Here is a 19,852-nt window from a genome sequence, read left to right as displayed (position 1 = left end):
GCCGTTATTGAATTTTTGGTGACCGTTAATGATAAACCGGTTATTTCATCTGATTTCTGAGAAATAAATGTTTGACATCTCTTATAAAAATCAGTATTTTTATTCAAATTTAAACTCGTAACGAAATAACGCCTCTCTAATGTTCAAAGATCCCTTTTCTTTTTATGGCAGAATCCGCCGTACGGAATTTGCCTTAACCCACATCTTTTATTTTATTGTTCATTTTTTTGTGCTGATTGTGGAGAATAATAAGTCAGTTGGCAGCTGGATTGAATTTACAAAATTATTGCCAATCTATTTGTTGATGTCGCAGGGTGCTAAACGCTGCCATGACTTAGGTAAATCAGGCTGGTGGCAATTGGTACCTTTTTACATGCTGATGATGTTTTTTTTGCCCGGCGATTATGGTCCCAATGAGTACGGTGATCATCCAAAATGCGAAGGTAATGAGCGTTATGATGCATTTGGATATGACTTTAAAACCGGCAAAACGATTGCGGCAGGGGAGCATGATCAAGTGTGAGCTTTTCAGGAATAAAACAAGACCAAAATCAATACGATAAATAAACCCAATCATTTAAAATAAAACGTTCGACCCATAAAAAACATGAAGTTTCCAAAAACGATATCCATTTTACTGTTATTTACCCTTTTTGGCACTACGCTTCCGGCTCGGGAGGTTGCAAAGCCTGATCCAATTGCCATTGTTAAAAATTGCATAGCAGCGATGGGTGGTGAATCTTTTCTCCGTAGTATTACCACTTTGTACAGTAATATGAAAACAGAAATGGAAGGCAGAGCGGTAAATTACATCACAAAAGAACTGTTGCCAAATAAGGGTAGTTTTAAGATTGTATACAAAGAAAACAACTCGAGGGGGTGTAATAGATTGGCGATACCTGAGATGATGTCACGAAGAATATCGCCATATTGGTTGTGAGAAAACAAAGGCTAATACTATGTTCCTTTAAAAAGCCGTCCCTATAAAAAGTTATTATATATAGAAAATATACTGTTCTATATAGCAAATTTGATAGATTTTAATAAAAATAATAAATATGAATAATTATTTATTGTTAACCTCAAAATAAAAAAGAAATGAAAAAAGTGTTATTAACCACCGTACTGTTTTTCTCAATCATGGCAGCGTCTTTCGCTAAAACAAGGTACACTTTTCACACCACTTGTGGCACTACTGTGCAAATCATCAGTGATCAGAATTGGAGTGACGCTACATTAACTTCAATGATGAATTCTATCAATGAGGCTGACTGTAATGAAACACCGGACTCGGTAGAAATTACCCGTTAATTTACCTATGTTTCTTCATGGCTTCGTTGCCATGAAGAAATTTACTTTTTCTTAAATTAATGATCATATTGTAATTATTTGAGGTATCAGTTACCTTGAAAGAAATCTAAATCAATGTTGAAACCATTTTTTTTTGGCTTTTTCATCCTCTTAATAGCTAAAATATCTCTAGCTCAATCTAAAGATAATGATAAGTTTGAATGGAGCGCTCAATATAAGTTCTACTTCAAATCAGATAGTCTGCAGGCTCAACAAAAGTCTGAATACATGTTACTGATGTTTAATCAGCGAATTTCAGGTTTTAGGTCTGTATCCAGATTTCTTCTTGATAGTATTAGAAAGACAAGTAATTATAAGGATAGGCCTCAAAATGAGCGTATTGCCATTGGAATGAAATATCCTTCCAATTTTGAAGAGTATATTGTTACAGATCTTAACAAAGAACAGGTTACCGTTACTACTGTTGCTAATTTAAGTGTACCAACCAGTCCTCAATATACAGAGACTATATTGCCTAAATGGCAAATCAAAAACCAGACAAAAAGAATCAATAACATTTCTTGCACAAGGGCGGAGACTGTTTTGTTTGGACGCAAATGGATTGCCTGGTATGCTAATGATTATACTTTTCCCTTCGGACCATATAAATTTTACGGTTTGCCAGGATTAATCATAGAAATAGCCGATGCTACTGGTAGCTATCGATATGAACTTGTAAAGTTTAAAAAAGAGCAAATTACCTATCCCCGGGTTCCAATGGATAATGTGCTAAAAGTTAGCAAAGCGAAGTGTTTGGAGTTGTACCGTACAGGTAAATATACAACAGCAATGTTCAAAAACGTTCAAATTGAAGGACGGGGTCCAGAGTATTTCAAGCGCATGCAGGATGGCATGGACAAGAAGCGTATGAGGGATAACAATCCTATAGAATTACTGCCTTAACCTCTGGGAATTCAATAGCGCAATGTTGAGATGTACCCTTTTTCTGCTCATATTTCTATTATCATTTTTAGCTAGAAGTCAAACTGTCCTTTCGGGAAAGTTACTTTCACCGAGCGGAGAACCTATTGCTTACGGATCAGTCAGCGTAATAGTACCTACTGACAGTACAGTGATTTCATTCGTATTAAGCGATTCAGAAGGTAGGTTCAGACTTTCTTTTGTTTCGAAAGCTAAGAAACTGCAATTGGCCGTAAAAGCAATGAATTATGAAACCTTTTATCAATCGATTGAAAACCGAACTCAACAGTTAAATTTTAATTTACGGCAAAAGGTAATTGAACTTGCTGAAGTTGACGTTAGGAAACCACCGATTGTGAAGAAAGGAGATACGCTAAGTTATGATTTAAATTCCTTTGCAAGCTTACAGGACCGTACTCTGGGAGATGTTCTTAAAAAAGTACCCGGTATAGAAGTGAGCGCTAATGGCCAGATCAGGTATCAGGGATTGGCAATTAATAAATTTTATATTGAAGGAAAGGATCTTATGGCTGGCAACTACGGAATTATAACGAATTCGCTACCAAATATTGATATCGATAAATTAGAAATACTTCCAAACCATCAACCCATCAGACTTCTAAAGGATAAACTGTATTCGCCGCGTGCTGCCATTAATATCAAACTAAAGAAAAATGTAACCACAACGGGAAGAGGGGAAATAGGTGCCGGATTAAGTCCGCTCGCTTGGCAAACTAAGCTCACACCGATGTTGTTTAGCAAAAAATATCAATCTTTATTAAACTACAAATCAAACAATACTGGTGAAGATATAACTAAAGAGATGAATAATCTAGGTGTCATGGATGTTTCGGAAGGTATAACTAAAGAGGCCACCGATAATAAGTGGATTAGCATATCTCAACCTACTTTTCCAACCATAGCCCAGGAGCGGTATCTGTTTAACAGGACACATGCCGCATCGGCTAATCTGTTGTTCAACCTGACAAAAAAAATGGAGTTAAGTGGAAATGTAAGTTATCTGAACGATAGAATTGAGCAGGAGGGAGGGCAAGAAACGATTATCAAACAATTTGATTCCTACGGCAATCAGCAAAGCATGATCTCATATGGGCGTTCTAGCTTAACCCGACTGGGTAAACAACAGATAAACGCAAGGCTCATTCTGACACAAAACACTGATAGCAATTTTTTAAAGAACATTTTGTTTTTCAAACATGACAGATCTAATGATACTGGAAACATTCGGTTTGGTAAATCTTCGATTGAACAGTATCTTAACTCCCCTGAATATGCTTTGCAAAATTCTCTGAGTGCAATTATCCCGATTGGAACCGAGCAGAGATATTCAGTCAGTTTACAATCTTATATCAATTTTTCCAACGCAAGGCAGCAGTATCAGGTTTCTCCTTTAACGTCGTTGTATTTCCCTGATATGTCTTTCGTAAGGTCTGATTTGATAGTTCAGGATCTATATCTAAGAAAAAGCGAGACAAAAAATACCTTGTCGTCCTCACTTTCTTTCAATGATATTACCTTAACACCAAAGTTCGGTTTACAAGCTGACCGGAGTTCGCTACGTTCAGGGATTTCGGATATAAACGCTACTCAAACATCGGCAGATAAATACGTCAACAACATCGTTTATAACGTTTTTACGTCATTTGCATCTATCGACATCAATTACAACGGAAAAAAACTTAAAATTCTTACGGCATTTCCAGCTAAACTTAATAATATCACTGCACTTTCCAGACAATATGAATTTCGTAAGGATCTGCATGTCAACACTTTTGAGCCTAGTCTGCAATCGGAATATCGGCTCTCTAATAGATATAAGATCGTTGCTACAGCAGCAGTTAGTAATGATTTTGCAACGCTGGAAACCCTCTATCCCGGTTATATATTAAGCGGATTGGACCTGAATGCTTACGGCTCCGACATTTCAAGAACCAAAATACAAAATTTAGGAACCAATCTTGTTTATGAGAATGTAATCGACAATACATCCTTCAACATAGGTTATAGCTACTCAAGTAAGCTGGGAAATGTTATTTTTAACAGAAAAGTTTATGAGAATGGACAACAGGTTCTTGAGGCTCTTAATATGGAGAATCCACAGCACTTTACCAATTATCAAATAACGCTGGGCAAATTCTTTTCCGAACAAAAAATCAATACCTTATTTACTTATCTCATTAGCAATGGGAATACGAATAGTTACGTCAACGACAACTTTCTCCATAGCCATAGCCATGCTCAATCCATCAGTTTGAAACTAAACTATAACAAATTAAAGTGGCTCAATATAGACTATTATGCAATAGCATCTTTCAATCGTGTGAGAAATAATTTTAATATAACGAGGATTAATTCTTTCTCGCAAAAGTCTCAATTATTTATTTCTCCGTTTTTGAACCATAATCTGGATGTAAGCTTTGATCAGTTCAAGTATAGTTTTTTAGGTAACACCTTCATAAATTCTTTTTTAGATGTTGGGTATCGATTTTCATGGGCTAAAAGAAAAATAGATTTTGATTTGAAGTGGGCAAATATCCTAAATGCGAATAGTTATAGGCAATTGATAGTAAATGAAAATCAAACAACTGAAGATGTATTTAAACTCCGTCCATCTCAATTAGTATTCGCAGTAAAGTTTAACTTTAGGTAAGGTTTGAAATATTTAATGCAGGGATATCGGGGGCATTAGTGTCATCTGACAAATGATTTCTTTTAATTCCCGGAACAATTAAGATTAAAATAAAAACATCGTTCAGGACCGAGTATTTTAATGAAACCTGTGTTCCATATTTATATTCGAGACGCTTTTTTATATTGTCTAAACCCGATTTACCAGAATGAATATTGATGTTTTTTGTCTGCATATTCCTTGTGGTAATAGTTAAAGTGTCGTTTTTATATAAAAAATTGACAACAGCCTGTTGCTGTGGATCTGAAAATTCTCCATGCTTGATCATATTTTCAGCCAGGGTCAATAATACGAGAGGGATGAATGGAAGTGAAACGATTTCCGGAGAATAATTTAACCGTATTAATGTTTTGGTATTTCGTAATTGATATAATGAAAATAGTGTTTCGACATGTTTGATCTCTGCTCCCAAGGGGATAACTTCGCCCATATGATCCGAATCGATTGCGAAACGCATTATTCTGGAAAGATGGATAACAGCATCGGAAGCTAACTGCACATTATGCTCCATCGTATGGTATATAAAATCGAGGGTATTGAAGAGGAAATGGGGGGCTATCTGCGCTTTTAACATGGAATTGTGGGATCTTACAAGTTCCTGCTCGGTTTTTTGCTGTTTGATAATGTTGTGCAGATGGAGCTTCTTTAATTGTTCTTTTTCGCGTTTTTCTACCTGTGTTTTTTTAAAAACAAAATAGCCTATTGAAAAAAACATAAAATATATGCCACGGTAGATATTCTTCAAGATAAACTGCTGATCTAAAAGATATGGACGCCTAACCGTAATTACATTGATGTAGATCAGCAATAAATTGGTCACGTAGTGAAAAAAAACATAAGCGGCCAGACTGAGCAATATTATTAAAGGTAACCTCCAAAACGCTTGCAGATTTTTCCTGAACGACCAGGGTAAGCCCAGGTCAGAAAAACCATAAAAAAAAACGATTATCACAATATAGTGAAAAAGATAGGTAACCGGATTTTCAAAAATATCAAATATTAAGCCTACAATTAGCGTTTCGTATATTATAAAAACAGACCAAACAATAAAATGGATGGAGCTTCGCTTTAATTTGTCTAAAATCTTTTTCATGCAATTTCTGCTTTCTATGTAGGTTAACATCCATTAAATGTAACATTATTTTTTACTGAAAATATACAAACTAAGTTGCGAAAAAAATACATAAACATGCAACAAGTAAAGACAAAACTCAAGGCCAGAACCATTTTTATTTTCAAAAAATCAAACAGCCCGATTTATTCAGGCTATGCAGAAACAGAACCTACAACTACGTTGGTTACCACTGCCCAGACGCACATCTTTAAAAAGTAATAAGGCAAAGAGGAGAATTTACCTCCTCTTTGTTTTTATTAATTTTTCAGAAACAAACGATAGAAAATCCTTTTTATAATAATCGCCTACAGTCATTTCACAACCATTAACCATTTTAATTGAATTGCCAGATATATAATCGATATGTTCTTCTGCAAGAATGAAACTTCTCTGGAATTTTAAAAAACCCGGATGGTGAGCGAAGATATCTGAAACCTCCGATAAGGTCATATAAGTGAGTATTTTCCGTTTTAAAGTATGGATCATTACATAATTCATTTTACTTTCCACTGCCACAACATCGGAGAATTTTATATTAAGCATTTTGTACCTGTCTTCTTTACTTTTGACCAGAAATGATGTGTTTTTCTTTAATGAGTTGCATTTCTGAGCATCCAAAGAAAATATTTTGTTCATTGAGGTTATAAATTCTCCTAATGTAAAAGGTTTCAAAAGATAGTCATCAGCTTCAATTTTAAAGGCTTCATATCCGTACTGAGTATGTGCTGTGGTGAAGACTATTCTTTTGGTTTTATTCCTTAGTATTTTGGAAAGTTCAATACCATTGATATTAGGCATATTGATGTCTAATAGCACAAGATCAATACAATCAATAGACTCGAAATATTTTAAAGCTGTTAAAGGGTTAGTAAACGAAGCAGCTAAAATCAACCGTTCGAAGCTGCTTAAATATTTTTTTAAACCCTCAATTGCATGGGGCTCATCATCAACGATTACGCATCGGTACATATAGGAGGAAAATTAGATTACCCTAAATTATACTTTTAGCTTTTTCGCGTCAAGCGATAGAACAGTGTTTTACTTCAATGAGGTATTATACATTGGAGGAACTTTCAGTCATACCGAAGGCATGCTCAACCTCAATAAATCAGTAGAGTGCAGTCTGTAATTTATCCTAAATTAGCAGTGCTTACGGCGTATGATCAGAAGCAGGTTAGTATTACAGAATTTAAACGATTAATATCTGCAATTGGCCGGCAGTCTACTTATGGGTATCTGTTTTGATTTTGTTTTTGGATCTGATCAGATTCTTATTTATGAAATCGGCAAAACTTTTCTTGTAATATTCGCGAACGGTAATGAATAATCCATTTTTCATCTTAATGGTATTTCCATCTATATAATCTATAAAATTATATGATATGATATAACTTCGATGAAACTGTAGAAATCCTGTTGCTGGACTTAATACTTTAACCATTTCACCCAACGACATGTACGTGGTTACTTTTGTGCTTGATGTGTGTATACTTACATAATTGAGCTGGCTTTCCACAGCAATTACGTCAGAATATTTAATAGCAACTATTCGATTTCCATCGTCCTTGTTTTTAACGAGAAATGTAGAACTGCTATTGGATATATGATCTGTTGGTTTTAAAAGCGCTTTGTTAATAGCGATCATAAACTCGCCAAGCGTATAAGGTTTTAACAGATAATCGTCCGCATCAGCCTTGAAGGCTTCATAACCATATTTGGTATGTCCTGTGGTAAAAATAAGCTTTCTAGTTTTTGCCCGTATTGATTTCGACAGCTCAATTCCAGAGATATTGGGCATATCAATATCCATAAGAATCAAATCAATATCTTTAAATGTCTCAATTTCAGTTAGTGCTGCATAAGGATCGCTATATGCAGCTACCAGATCGATATTTGGTAGGGATTCCAAATACTTTTTCACCCCAGCAATGGCATGTAGCTCATCGTCAATTATGATACATTTATACATTCTTCACGGTTTGCGGATTATAAAATCTGAGTATTAAATTTAGTAGCTACATAATATTAACTAAAAACCAAGTGTAATGCCTAATTTAAAGAAAAGTTCACTACAAAGCAACATGAGTGTACTGTTTTTAGATGTAAAGTGATTCTATATCCACAATTTCAGTTTTCAATGTAATGATCCAATTTGAGTGTTTTCAAGGAAAGATTTTGGTATCCATAACTCTTTCAGACCTAACAGGTATCATTTATAAGATTTTCAAGGCCCGAAAAGCACTTTTAGACTAGATCACACAGAACAAGTATCCCTTTTTTTAGTGGATTTAAAGCGCCTATACAGTGCGTTGATTATCTAGAAGACAGATGACAAAAACCTTAAAACAAAGTTTAATTAACCAGTTTTTATGATTTTGAGCAATCAGTCTAATTAGTGTCTTTTTGCACGTTTACTTCCGATACAAAACTTGGTAAAAATATTCTCCAGCAAATCATCAGTAGTTACGGTACCGGTAATTTCACCAAGGTAATGCAGAGCGCTTACCTGTACAGGAAGCATCAGGATTTTTAAACAGAAGAAGATCGTATGGGTTTGGGAAACGCATCTCGGTTATTAAGTTCAGGTTTCAAATTTGCCTTTTTTATTTGCTTACCAGGTCCTTTTTAACAATATCAAAAAAAAAATCCCGATAGGAGTTTCCAATTGGAATCTCATGCAAATCCATGTAAACCGTATTGTTATCAAAATAATCAATATTTCTTTTATTAATGACATAAGATTTGCTTACTCTTATGAAAATGTCCTGAGGCAATTGACCTTGTATGGTTTTGATATTCATCGCGGCGATGATTTTTTGCGATTTCGTATGTAAGATAACATAATCTTTTAGTCCTTCGATATACAGAACATCAGCAAAGGAAACCTTCATAACCTTTTTTTCGGACCTTATGAAAAAATATTCCAGATTAATCTGGTCAACACTTGCAGAAGCCCTTTTTAAAAGATTTTGATAAACAATTGCTTTCTCCACAGCTTTTTTGAATCGTTCAGTTTTAATGGGCTTCAGCAGATAGTCCACAGCATTAAGCTCATAACTCTCCACCGCATAACTGTAAAAGGCTGTGGTGAAGATGATCTGAATGGTATCAGTAATCATTCGGGCAAAAGAAATGCCATCTACACCCGGCATTTGAATATCTAAAAAAATAAGATCAATTTTATTAGTCTTGATATAGGTCAGGGCAGTGTCTGAATGAGAAAACTCGGCTTTAAATTGGAGCTCTGGGAGTTGCACTATCAGCTTCTTCATCGCTTCCCTGGCTAGGGGCTCATCATCAATAACGATACAGTTCATAATTTAATAGATAATTCAACAGTATACGTTTTTTTGTTTTCAAAGATATTGAGCTGATGATTTATTCCGGAAATAAGATCGAGACGCCGCTTGATATTTACCAGTCCCAAACCGCCCGATTGATTGGTGCGGATTAAATGTAATGGTTTTGAATTGATACACCTGAAATTTACCCAGCCATCCTTATATTCAAAATAAACATTTACATAGGAGGGATTATCACCATCATGACTATGTTTGATGGCATTTTCAACAAAGGTAATAAACAAAAATGAGGGAACCTGAACGCCATTCAACAAACCTTCTTTTGATATAATAAAATCAAAATGATCCCTTCGGATGATTTCCAGATTTAAGCAGTCAGTTAAAAAATTGATTTCTGAAGTGAGCAGCACCTCAGGTCTTGAACTGTCGTACAACTGATAACGCAGTAAATCATGTAAACTGATTAATACCTTTGAGGCTTTTTGAGGATCTTTATCAATGAGCACATTTGCATTATTCAACATATTAAATAAGAAATGCGTATTGATCTGATTTTTGACCTGTTCTGATTCAGATCTGATGTTGATTTTGCTAAGTTCGGTGATTTCACTGGAATGTTGAATCCATCTCTGGAAAAATTTTATAGCTGATGATGCCAGTACAAAAATAAGTGCAAAAGTAAAATACAATTTGGGCTTTGGATCATATAACCTCTTTGAAGGATCTTCAAGCACAATATTAGGTATTAGTAAAGTTGCTAAATCAACGATCAGGCTGAAAAATACCAGCATGATAAAGATTTTGATGAGATAAATTAACAGATTCTTATTTAATAAGTAAATCGGTACGAGCCAGTACATATTTAAATATGCCTGTATAAAAATAGTAACGGAAATGCCAAATCTAAAATAGGTGGCATAAGGCTCAATATCACCCGGACTCTGACAATTGCTCAAGAAAATAAGCCAGTAGAGGGTCCAGATGCTGAGGTGTCGATGGTTACGGTACTTGCTGTGTGTAAATAAATCTAATCTATAGGAGATCTGTTCTAAATGTTTTTGGTTGCTCGTTAACATATTTTTGTTTACTGCATAAAAGTATTACTAAAATGGATATGATTCGTATTTTTTATATCAACAGCGTCACTACTTCTATCAAACTGCAATTTTCAACTATTTTATTTGTGTTAAAAAATTTGGTATATCTATTTAGTGGCTTAATATAATAACTGGGCAACTTGGTATAATAATCAAATTCATGAGCTATCTGAGGGCTAGATTTGTTGGAAAATAATCCACATACTCTCATTTGCTTTGAAAATATCATACATCTTCTTCAGTTTGCTGACGTTGGAAACTTTAGATGTTTTTGCTCAAAAAGCAGGAATCATTATCCGATCAGTTCGGTACGAAAACCCCCACGGGCCATTATGCATATTAACCATCGAAGTGATTGATTCTTTGATTGGCGCCATTTCAGATTCGACCTGAACATTCAAAAAAGCAGTTAAGCCGTTAACTTATCAGCTGTGTACAAACTTATATGGTATAGGAGATCAGGCAAATACAATACATGGCTGATCATTCGCAAATGATGAATGAGAACTTCAGTCCGCAATTAAACCAGTCAGTTGGTGTAATGAGGTTCGGCACGGGGAAACCTATCATTGCTACAAATTTGGCAGCGCCATTTAACATGCAGGAACTAATTACAGATCAGATACAGGTAATCCGGCAGAAACTTGAAGTTTCCAGAGTCATCCATACACTTCTCGGAATCGGAGAATAATGCTTTTGAAGAACGAAATGAGGTGATCTCCGCTGGTATTGGAACCAGTAGTACTGGAATTGATTTCTTGATTTGAAACATTTTAGACTTATTTCAACAGGGTAGGGGCATTAGACCCAGGCAGCTTAGAGAGGAGAAAAATAAAAGCTGACAACAGTAAAATGGATGGAGTTAAACTAAAATTATTTAACCCGTTTCACGAAAAATAAACTTTTTGATTGAATGCTTTTTGGATAACAAAACATACTGATTCTATTGTTAGGGCTTATTCAATCTATTGTACCACAGTCATTCAAAATACCAGGGAACAGCTGTCGCTGACCTTAAAACTATTAAATTATTAAATAAAGAATATGAAAAAACAACTACTAATTCTGCTGGGTATTTCAGTGTTCGCATTGAATTTAAATGCTCAACAAAAAATAAAAGATGGCACCCTTACAGGAGGAAATCTTGCAAATAAAGATGCATTACTGGAATTGGAAAGTAACAACAAAGGTTTACTCCATGTTAGGGTATCGCTTATTGAAACCATCAATCCATCGCCGCTAACAGCCCATGTTGCTGGGATGATGGTTTATAATATAGCAACCAGTAAAGATGTGGTACCTGGGATTTATTACAATGACGGAACAAAATGGGTAAAAAATTCAAAAGGAGATACCGGTGCACAAGGGCCTGTTGGTTTAACTGGTGCTACCGGACCAAAGGGTGATAAAGGGGATACCGGTGCACAGGGGCCTATCGGTTTAACCGGTGCTACCGGGCCAAAAGGTGATGCTGGTGCCAAAGGTGATAAGGGAGATACCGGTGTACAAGGGCCTATTGGCTTAACTGGTGCTGCCGGGCCAAAGGGTGATAAAGGCGACACTGGTGCACAGGGACCTACTGGTTTAACTGGTACTACCGGGCCAAAGGGTGATAAAGGAGACACTGGAGCACAGGGACCTACTGGTTTAACCGGTGCTACAGGGCCAAAAGGTGATGCTGGTACCAAAGGTGATACCGGGCCTCAAGGGATTGCCGGAGTAAATGGTATTAATGGAACTGATGGCGCAAAGGGAGATAAGGGCGACACCGGCGTACAGGGACCTATTGGCTTAACCGGGGCCACCGGACCAAAAGGTGATGCCGGTGCCAAAGGTGATAAGGGAGATACTGGTGAACAAGGGCCCCAAGGGATTGCCGGACCAAAAGGAGATAAGGGCGATGCAGGTGATAAAGGCGACACCGGAGCACAGGGTCCTATTGGCTTAACCGGAGCTACCGGACCAAAAGGTGATGCTGGTGCCAAAGGTGATAAAGGAGATACCGGGCCTCAAGGTATTGCCGGAGTAAATGGTATTAATGGCGCTGACGGCGCAAAGGGAGATAAGGGCGACACCGGCGCACAGGGACCTACTGGTTTAACCGGTGCTACAGGACCAAAAGGTGATGCTGGTGCTACCGGGCCAAAGGGTGATAAAGGAGATACTGGAGCACAAGGACCTATTGGTTTAACCGGAGCTGCCGGACCAAAGGGTGATAAAGGAGACACTGGTGCACAGGGACCTATGGGCTTAACCGGTGCTACCGGACCAAAAGGTGATAAAGGAGATACCGGGCCTCAAGGGGTTGCCGGAGTAAATGGTGTTAATGGAACTGATGGCGCAAAGGGAGATAAGGGCGACACTGGAGCACAGGGACCTATTGGTTTAACTGGTGCTACCGGGCCAAAGGGAGATAAGGGCGACACCGGAGCACAGGGTCCTATTGGCTTAACCGGAGCTACCGGACCAAAGGGTGATGCCGGTGCCAAAGGTGATAAGGGAGATACTGGTGAACAAGGGCCCCAAGGGATTGCCGGACCAAAAGGAGATAAGGGTGATGCAGGTGATAAAGGTGACACCGGTGCGCAGGGACCTATTGGTTTAACCGGTGCGCAGGGACCTATTGGTTTAACCGGAGCACAGGGACCTATTGGTTTAACCGGTGCTACCGGGCCAAAAGGTGATGCTGGTGCCAAAGGTGATAAAGGAGATACCGGGCCTCAAGGGATTGCCGGAGTAAATGGTATTAATGGAACTGATGGCGCAAAGGGCGATAAAGGCGACACCGGAGCACAAGGTCCTATTGGCTTAAACGGAGCTACCGGACCAAAGGGTGATGCAGGTGATAAAGGCGACACCGGTGCACAGGGACCTATTGGTTTAACCGGAGCTGCCGGACCAAAGGGTGATAAAGGAGATACCGGGCCTCAAGGGGTTGCCGGAGTAAATGGTGTTAATGGAACTGATGGCGCAAAGGGTGATAAAGGCGACACCGGAGCACAGGGCCCTGTTGGTTTAACCGGTGCTACCGGACCAAAAGGAGATGCCGGTGCCAAAGGTGATAAGGGAGATACTGGTGAACAAGGGCCCCAAGGGATTGCCGGACCAAAAGGAGATAAGGGTGATGCAGGTGATAAAGGCGACACCGGCGCACAGGGGCCTGTTGGTTTAACCGGTGCTACCGGGCCAAAAGGAGATCCTGGTACAAATGGTCAGGGTGGCGTTTCAAAGGCAGGTGCAAATATTAATATTACCGGTACAGGTACACCTGAAGATCCTTATATCATTAATAATACTGTTGTTGATACAGACAACCAGTCTATTACAGATTTTAGTTTGGATAATACAACCAAAATATTAACGCTGATCTTAGAACGTGGAAATACTAAAACAGTAGATCTTACAGTATTAGCTGCAAATACAGCTGATAACGGTTTAACTAAAACAGGGACGAATACACAGTTGGGGGGTATCTTGGCTAAACCGACAATCATTACAACCGGTGGTACAACGATTCCATCAAATACCTTAGCAATCACAGGTTTACAACCAGGAAATGACATGGATAAAATCGTTGTAGCCGACGCTAATTCTGGCGTTTTAAAAACAATAAATGTAGCACCAGCTAGATTCTTTTATGCGCCAACAGTTGTACTTCCAACCGTAGATAACGGGAATCTGCCAGTAGGGATAACTTATGATGCAGCCAATAATGGATTTACAGTTGATCTATACGCAATTTACAATAATCAATTTGGAATGACCGATAACACAAGTAGTATTAAAAGTCCAGGTGCCACAACATTGCCTATTATTAGTGCTAGTGGATTAGAATATTTTGTAACCTATTTTGATAAATCGGTATTTACTAACGTTGCGCTTACAGATTCCGGGGTGATGAGTTATAAAGTGGTAACAGCTCCAATAGTCACTGAAAAAACTTATATGAACATTGTATTTAAAGTTAAATAATATGCTTTATGCAATTAATAAGTGATGTTATAGAAAATTAAATACAATTAGTATATGAACTACAGGTTTTCAACAATATTAATATTGATATTGTTTCTAAGTTTTAAAAATGCAGAGGCGGCTAGTTATTATTGGGTAGGAGGTAGTGGAGATTGGTCGCAGATTAGTCATTGGCGTACATCTTCTGGTGGTGCATTAATACCTTCGGTTATTCCTGGACCAACCGACAACGTTTTCTTTGATTCAAATTCTGGCTTTACGGCTACAAATAGAAGCATTACATTAAATATTACTGGCAACTGCCATAACATTACCTTTTCGGGAGGTGGAGTGGCGCCGGCTTTTACGCAGATAGGGCAACAAACGTTAAATATTTATGGTTCAAGTGAGTGGCAGGCAGGTATGCGGGCAATAGATATCACCAATATCTATTATCGCCACAGCAATGAAGATAAAACCATAAAGAGCAACGGCGTTATAACAGGGAATATAAACAACAGTGCGTCATTTGTACAGTTTGAGGAAGAGAAATCGATTAGTTTGCTGGATGTTTTTTCGGTTGTCGGTTTAAACCATACCGCAGGTGCTTGGAATACAAATGGATATACGGTTAACATTCGTCAATCTTTTACATCCAATAGTGGTACAAAGCCTCGCATAATCAACTTGGGAAGTTCCCAATTGTATTTAAATAATAGTACATCTAGTTTTATTACAAACTCTTCTTTAGTAACCTTAAATGCAGGTACTTCACATATTCATTTTACAATTTTTTCTAACAGTAGTAGCACAGGTTTACTTGGCTTCGCCGGGCAAACGTATTATGATGTAACTTTTGAGGGGGTATTAGGTAAAATTTCTGCAACAACCGGTTTATTAAAGCTGAATAAGGTTGAGTTTAAAAATGATGGATTAATTAATGGTGATAATGAATATAAAACGCTGATATTCGCTCCCACTAAAACATACACACTGCAGTCTGGTAAAAAACAAACCATTACTACGCTGTTTGATTCAAACACACCACAATGTGGAGGATGGACTACCATAGCATCGAGTACTCCCGGTACACAATCAAATATTGTTGCGGCTTCCGGCGTTACTATTAGTGTTTCCGGAGCTATCATAAAAGATACTAATGTTTCTGGCGGTGCCAACTTTACAGCAGCCAACTCCGTAGATAATGGGAACAATACAGGTTGGAATTTTCCGCCATATGTTGGGAAAGACCTATACTGGGTAGGCGGTAGTGGCAACTGGAACGATAAATCTCATTGGAGCCAGAATAGTGGCGGCATAGGTGGTTATTGCGTACCAGGTCCTGCAGATAATACCTTTTTTAATGCAGCATCCGGCTTTACATCAAGTGGAAAAACGGTATCAGTAGATAATATTTCTTACACACACAACATTACCTTTTCAGGAAGTGGATTGGCGCCGTCTTTTACGCAGATAGGGCAACAAACGTTAAATATTTATGGTTCAAGTGAGTGGCAGGCAGGTATGCCGGCAATAGATATTACCAATATCTATTATCGCCACAGCAATGAAGATAAAACCATAAAGAGCAACGGCGTTACAACAGGAAATATAAACAACAGTGCGTCATTTGTACAGTTTGAGGAAGAGAAATCGATTAGTTTGCTGGATGATTTTTCGGTTGCCGGTTTAAACCATACCGCAGGTACTTGGAATACAAATGGATATACGGTTAACATTCGTCAATCTTTTACATCCAATAGTGGTACAAAGCCTCGCGTAATCAACTTGGGAAGTTCCCAATTGTATTTAAATAATAGTACATCTAATTTTATTACAAACTCTTCTTTAGTAACCTTAAATGCCGGTACTTCACATATTCATTTTACAATTTTTTCTAACAGTAGTAGCACAGGTTTACTTGGCTTCGCCGGGCAAACGTATTATGATGTAACTTTTGAGGGGGTATTAGGTAAAATTTCTGCAACAACCGGTTTATTAAAGCTGAATAAGGTTGAGTTTAAAAATGATGGATTAGTTAATGGTGATAATGAATATAAAAAGCTGATATTCGCTCCCACTAAAACATACACACTGCAGTCTGGTAAAAAACAAACCATTACTACGCTGTTTGATTCAAACACACCACAATGTGGAGGATGGACTACCATATCATCGAGTACTCCCGGTACACAATCAAATATTGTTGCGGCTTCCGGCGTTACTATTAGTGTTTCCGGCGCTATCATAAAAGATACTAATGTTTCTGGCGGTGCCAACTTTACAGCAGCCAACTCCGTAGATAATGGGAACAATACAGGTTGGAATTTTCCGCCATATGTTGGGAAAGACCTATACTGGGTAGGCGGTAGTGGCAACTGGAACGATAAATCTCATTGGAGCCAGAATAGTGGCGGCATAGGTGGTTATTGCGTACCAGGTCCTGCAGATAATACCTTTTTTAATGCAGCATCCGGCTTTACATCAAGTGGAAAAACGGTATCAGTAGATAATATTTCTTACACACACAACATTACCTTTTCAGGAAGTGGATTGGCGCCGTCTTTTACGCAGATAGGGCAACAGACGTTAAATATTTATGGTTCAAGTGAGTGGCAGGCAGGTATGCCGGCAATAGATATTACCAATATCTATTATCGCCACAGCAATGAAGATAAAACCATAAAGAGCAACGGCGTTATAACAGGGAATGTAAACAATAGTGTTTCATTTGTACAGTTTGAGGAAGAGAAATCGATTAGTTTGCTGGATGATTTTTCGGTTGCCGGTTTAAACCATACCGCAGGTACTTGGAATACAAATGGATATACGGTTAACATTCGTCAATCATTTACATCCAATAATGGTACAAAACCTCGCGTAATCAACTTGGGAAGTTCCCAATTGTATTTAACAGGCGGTTCGTCTAATTTTATTACAAACTCTTCCTTAGTAAACTTAAATTCAGGTACTTCACATATTCATTTTACAGCTTTTTCCAATAATAATAGCACAGGTTTGCTTGGCTTCGCCGGGCAAACGTATTATGATGTAACTTTTGAGGGAGTATTAGGTAGAATTTCTGCAACAACCGGTTTATTAAAACTGAATAAGGTGGAGTTTAAAAATACTGGTGTTGTTAGTGGTGACAATGAATATAAAACGCTGATATTCGCTCCTACTAGAACATATACATTGCAGTCTGGTAAAACACAAACTGTAGAATCGTTATTTTTAGGCGGTACACCATGTGGAGTAACGTTTGTTGAAAGTAGTATAGCGGGTGATCGTGCCAATGTAAATGTAACTGGTACCACTACCGATTTTAATTTTGCTAACTTAAAAAGCATTAACGCAAGTGGTAAATCCCTCCACTTTGGCGAGCAGAGTACGATTGCCAATCAAAATAACAATAATATCAACTATGCCCCCTATAATCCAGGTGCTTTTGCAGGTTTAGGTAATGATTGGTTATGCAATAGCATTAATCTTTCAAATCCAAGCACTTATATTATTAGCTCTGCAGCATTTTATGGTAATGCAAATACTACTTACAAGTGGTACAAAACTGCAGGTAACGGTGCTGATGCAAGCAAGGTAATAGCAACCACTGCAAATTTAGATATCAGCACAACCGGATATGGTACTTATAAAATCGAAGTTACCTATTCTGATGGCACAACAGTAACTTGTTTTAGAGATGATGAAATTAACATTAACAAGAATACTGATGCACCCACAGCAAATGCTATCGTTTGTAAAAAAGCGATCAACACATTAGCCGACGTTGTAGTAACTAATATTGCCGGAAGCACAGTTAAATGGTATGCCAGTATTAATAGTACAACAGAAATTCCTACCAGTACAGTAATCATGAATGGGCAAACCTATTATGTTAGTCAATCATTTAACAATTGCGAAAGTGATAAAACCAGTGTGACATTGAGCGTAAAACCATGCTTTGCTGGTGATGGTACTTACATCAATTCTAACCTCAGATTTAGGGTTGGTAAATAGTTAGAACTATACCCCTCTGATGTAAGTATTGAGAATTTAAAGTAGTGATAAAAATATGAGTATGAGAACAATATTAATAGCCGCGCTTACCCTGGGGATTACCTCCGGCGCCTTTGCCCAAACGGGTTCAGGGAGCATGACGGTTGATGACAGTCAGGTTATCATAGCCAGTGGTACCACGGAGCAACGCTTTAGCGAGGGAACCTATTTTGGGCCGAAGGCAAACTGGCAAATTGATGGTGTACTGGAAATATATAGCAAAAATGTATGGATTGCGCCTGGTGCCACGTTTTCCGGCTCAGGAAAGATTGTGATTTATAATCCAGGTACTAACCCTTTTTATCCAGGTATGGCCGCCGGCCCCACCAATATTGATGGGAACAACGGTAACTTTATCAACCTGATTATTGAGCACCGCAATGCAGAGAACATTATGCTTGCCAATGTTTCCGATCCGGGTTACAATACGGCTAATCCCTCAGGTGCTTTATCGGCAGCGCTGAACATTGGCCGTACTTTAGATTTAGCGGTAGACCGTGCAGATATTATCCTGAACGGACATAACCTGGCTTTTAACAGTTCGGGTAAAATTGCGGGCTACAGTAAATCCAGGATGGTGGTTACGGGCAACAGCATTGCCGGCCATGTGATAAAAGATTATGCAGGCAGCGATGGTTTTGTTTTCCCTGTAGGTATTGACGAAGGAGATTATACGCCAGCTACCTTAACTCCCGGCAGTGCAGGCAAATTGTTTGTTAGCGTTCAGGATTATGCTGGCGCAAACCGGGCGGTAAAAAATCCGACGTTGGGCATGGACCGTACCTGGCACATTTATGGTTCCCCATCCCTTACCGCAAACCTGGTTTTGCAGCACAACAGCAATACCAACGGCAGTTTGTTTAAAGATGGGAATGCCGCCATTGCCCGTTATTTAAGCGGTGATAACTGGGACATTTTGAAAGGAACTAATCCTGGTGTTGGTATCCATACACGCAACAATGTAGCTCTTGCTACAGATATAGCAGCAAATGGCGGTTACTTTACCAAGCTGGCTGTTTCGGGCTCTGCCTTGTTCATCCCCAATTTATTTACACCAAACGGCGATGGTACGAACGAAACCTTCGAGATCCGTGGATTGGAACTATTTGCGGAGAATGACCTGGTTATCGTTAACCGCTGGGGCAACCAGGTTTATAAAGCAACCGGCTACCAGAACAACTGGACTGGCGAAGGCTTGAATGAGGGTACTTATTTTTATGTGCTTCGGGTAAAGGAATCAGCAGGGGCAGCGTGGCAGGTGTTTAAAGGCTACATCACTTTGATCAGGGCATTTAAGAAATAGGATTAAGTATTGGATGCTGAATGGTTAAACAAGCAGAACAGATTTTAA

Annotated in this window: 16 protein-coding genes; 10 read left to right on the top strand and 6 right to left on the bottom strand. The window is 38.3% G+C overall.

The window, feature by feature from the left end; translation table 11 throughout:
- The first annotated feature begins 139 nt into the window (after window positions 1–139).
- The 5 genes from DV942_RS02395 (at window position 140) to DV942_RS02380 (ending at window position 4,942) form a co-directional block, all read left to right on the top strand.
- On the top strand, window positions 140–523 hold the full coding sequence (locus DV942_RS02395) for a DUF805 domain-containing protein (protein WP_145854996.1): 384 nt from the start codon (window positions 140–142) through the stop codon (window positions 521–523).
- A gap of 84 nt (window positions 524–607) precedes the next feature.
- Window positions 608–940, top strand: a complete 333-nt coding sequence (locus DV942_RS02390; RefSeq protein WP_145854994.1) for a hypothetical protein — start codon at window positions 608–610, stop codon at window positions 938–940.
- A 200-nt stretch (window positions 941–1,140) separates the two neighbouring features.
- Window positions 1,141–1,311, top strand: a complete 171-nt coding sequence (locus DV942_RS23385) for a hypothetical protein (RefSeq protein ID WP_186462404.1) — start codon at window positions 1,141–1,143, stop codon at window positions 1,309–1,311.
- A gap of 114 nt (window positions 1,312–1,425) precedes the next feature.
- On the top strand, window positions 1,426–2,253 hold the full coding sequence (locus tag DV942_RS02385) for a GLPGLI family protein (protein WP_145854992.1): 828 nt from the start codon (window positions 1,426–1,428) through the stop codon (window positions 2,251–2,253).
- A 505-nt stretch (window positions 2,254–2,758) separates the two neighbouring features.
- Window positions 2,759–4,942, top strand: coding sequence for a hypothetical protein (locus tag DV942_RS02380; RefSeq protein WP_222431148.1), 2,184 nt, complete (start codon window positions 2,759–2,761; stop codon window positions 4,940–4,942).
- Here DV942_RS02380 and DV942_RS02375 read toward each other — a convergent pair.
- A complete protein-coding gene (locus tag DV942_RS02375; RefSeq protein ID WP_186462403.1) occupies window positions 4,935–6,074 on the bottom strand; it encodes a sensor histidine kinase in 1,140 nt (379 codons plus the stop codon). The genes DV942_RS02380 and DV942_RS02375 overlap by 8 nt on opposite strands.
- 96 nt (window positions 6,075–6,170) lie before the next feature.
- On the opposite strand from DV942_RS02375, the gene DV942_RS23380 reads away from it, so the two are divergent.
- Complete coding sequence (locus tag DV942_RS23380) at window positions 6,171–6,314, top strand: hypothetical protein (RefSeq protein WP_186462402.1); 144 nt, start codon at window positions 6,171–6,173, stop codon at window positions 6,312–6,314.
- An 18-nt stretch (window positions 6,315–6,332) separates the two neighbouring features.
- On the opposite strand, the gene DV942_RS02370 is transcribed toward DV942_RS23380, so the two are convergent.
- The 5 genes from DV942_RS02370 to DV942_RS02355 all read right to left on the bottom strand — a co-directional run bounded on the left by DV942_RS02370 (window position 6,333) and on the right by DV942_RS02355 (window position 10,473).
- Window positions 6,333–7,064 carry a LytR/AlgR family response regulator transcription factor gene (locus DV942_RS02370; protein WP_145854986.1) on the bottom strand — a complete coding sequence of 244 codons (732 nt, stop codon included), beginning with the start codon at window positions 7,062–7,064 and terminating at the stop codon, window positions 6,333–6,335.
- A 253-nt stretch (window positions 7,065–7,317) separates the two neighbouring features.
- On the bottom strand, window positions 7,318–8,064 hold the full coding sequence (locus tag DV942_RS02365) for a LytR/AlgR family response regulator transcription factor (protein WP_145854984.1): 747 nt from the start codon (window positions 8,062–8,064) through the stop codon (window positions 7,318–7,320).
- A 423-nt stretch (window positions 8,065–8,487) separates the two neighbouring features.
- The gene (locus tag DV942_RS23950; protein WP_280525550.1) at window positions 8,488–8,616 is read right to left on the bottom strand and encodes a hypothetical protein; all 129 of its coding nucleotides are present in this window, start codon (window positions 8,614–8,616) and stop codon (window positions 8,488–8,490) included.
- Between the two features lie 82 nt (window positions 8,617–8,698).
- Window positions 8,699–9,412 (bottom strand): LytR/AlgR family response regulator transcription factor, encoded by a 714-nt coding sequence (locus tag DV942_RS02360; RefSeq protein ID WP_145854982.1) that lies wholly within the window; start codon window positions 9,410–9,412, stop codon window positions 8,699–8,701.
- Entirely contained in the window at window positions 9,409–10,473 is a 1,065-nt protein-coding gene (locus DV942_RS02355; protein WP_145854980.1) for a sensor histidine kinase, read from the bottom strand. Before DV942_RS02355 ends, DV942_RS02360 begins: the two co-directional genes overlap by 4 nt.
- Before the next feature lie 496 nt (window positions 10,474–10,969).
- Here DV942_RS02355 and DV942_RS02350 point away from each other — a divergent pair, with 496 nt between their 5' ends.
- The 4 genes from DV942_RS02350 to DV942_RS02335 all read left to right on the top strand — a co-directional run bounded on the left by DV942_RS02350 (window position 10,970) and on the right by DV942_RS02335 (window position 19,804).
- The gene (locus DV942_RS02350; RefSeq protein ID WP_145854978.1) at window positions 10,970–11,185 is read left to right on the top strand and encodes a hypothetical protein; all 216 of its coding nucleotides are present in this window, start codon (window positions 10,970–10,972) and stop codon (window positions 11,183–11,185) included.
- Between the two features lie 353 nt (window positions 11,186–11,538).
- Window positions 11,539–14,466 carry a collagen-like protein gene (locus DV942_RS02345; protein WP_145854976.1) on the top strand — a complete coding sequence of 976 codons (2,928 nt, stop codon included), beginning with the start codon at window positions 11,539–11,541 and terminating at the stop codon, window positions 14,464–14,466.
- 54 nt (window positions 14,467–14,520) lie between these two features.
- A complete protein-coding gene (locus DV942_RS02340; protein ID WP_145854974.1) occupies window positions 14,521–18,462 on the top strand; it encodes a hypothetical protein in 3,942 nt (1,313 codons plus the stop codon).
- Window positions 18,463–18,523: 61 nt separating this feature from the next.
- A complete protein-coding gene (locus tag DV942_RS02335; RefSeq protein WP_186462401.1) occupies window positions 18,524–19,804 on the top strand; it encodes a gliding motility-associated C-terminal domain-containing protein in 1,281 nt (426 codons plus the stop codon).
- Window positions 19,805–19,852: the final 48 nt, after the last annotated feature.

The sequence above is a fragment of the Pedobacter suwonensis genome (genome assembly GCF_007833675.1).
In the GTDB taxonomy this organism is placed as follows: domain Bacteria; phylum Bacteroidota; class Bacteroidia; order Sphingobacteriales; family Sphingobacteriaceae; genus Pedobacter; species Pedobacter suwonensis.
The sequence above is the reverse complement of the archived record's forward strand: the minus strand, read 5'-3'. Positions and strand labels throughout refer to the sequence as shown.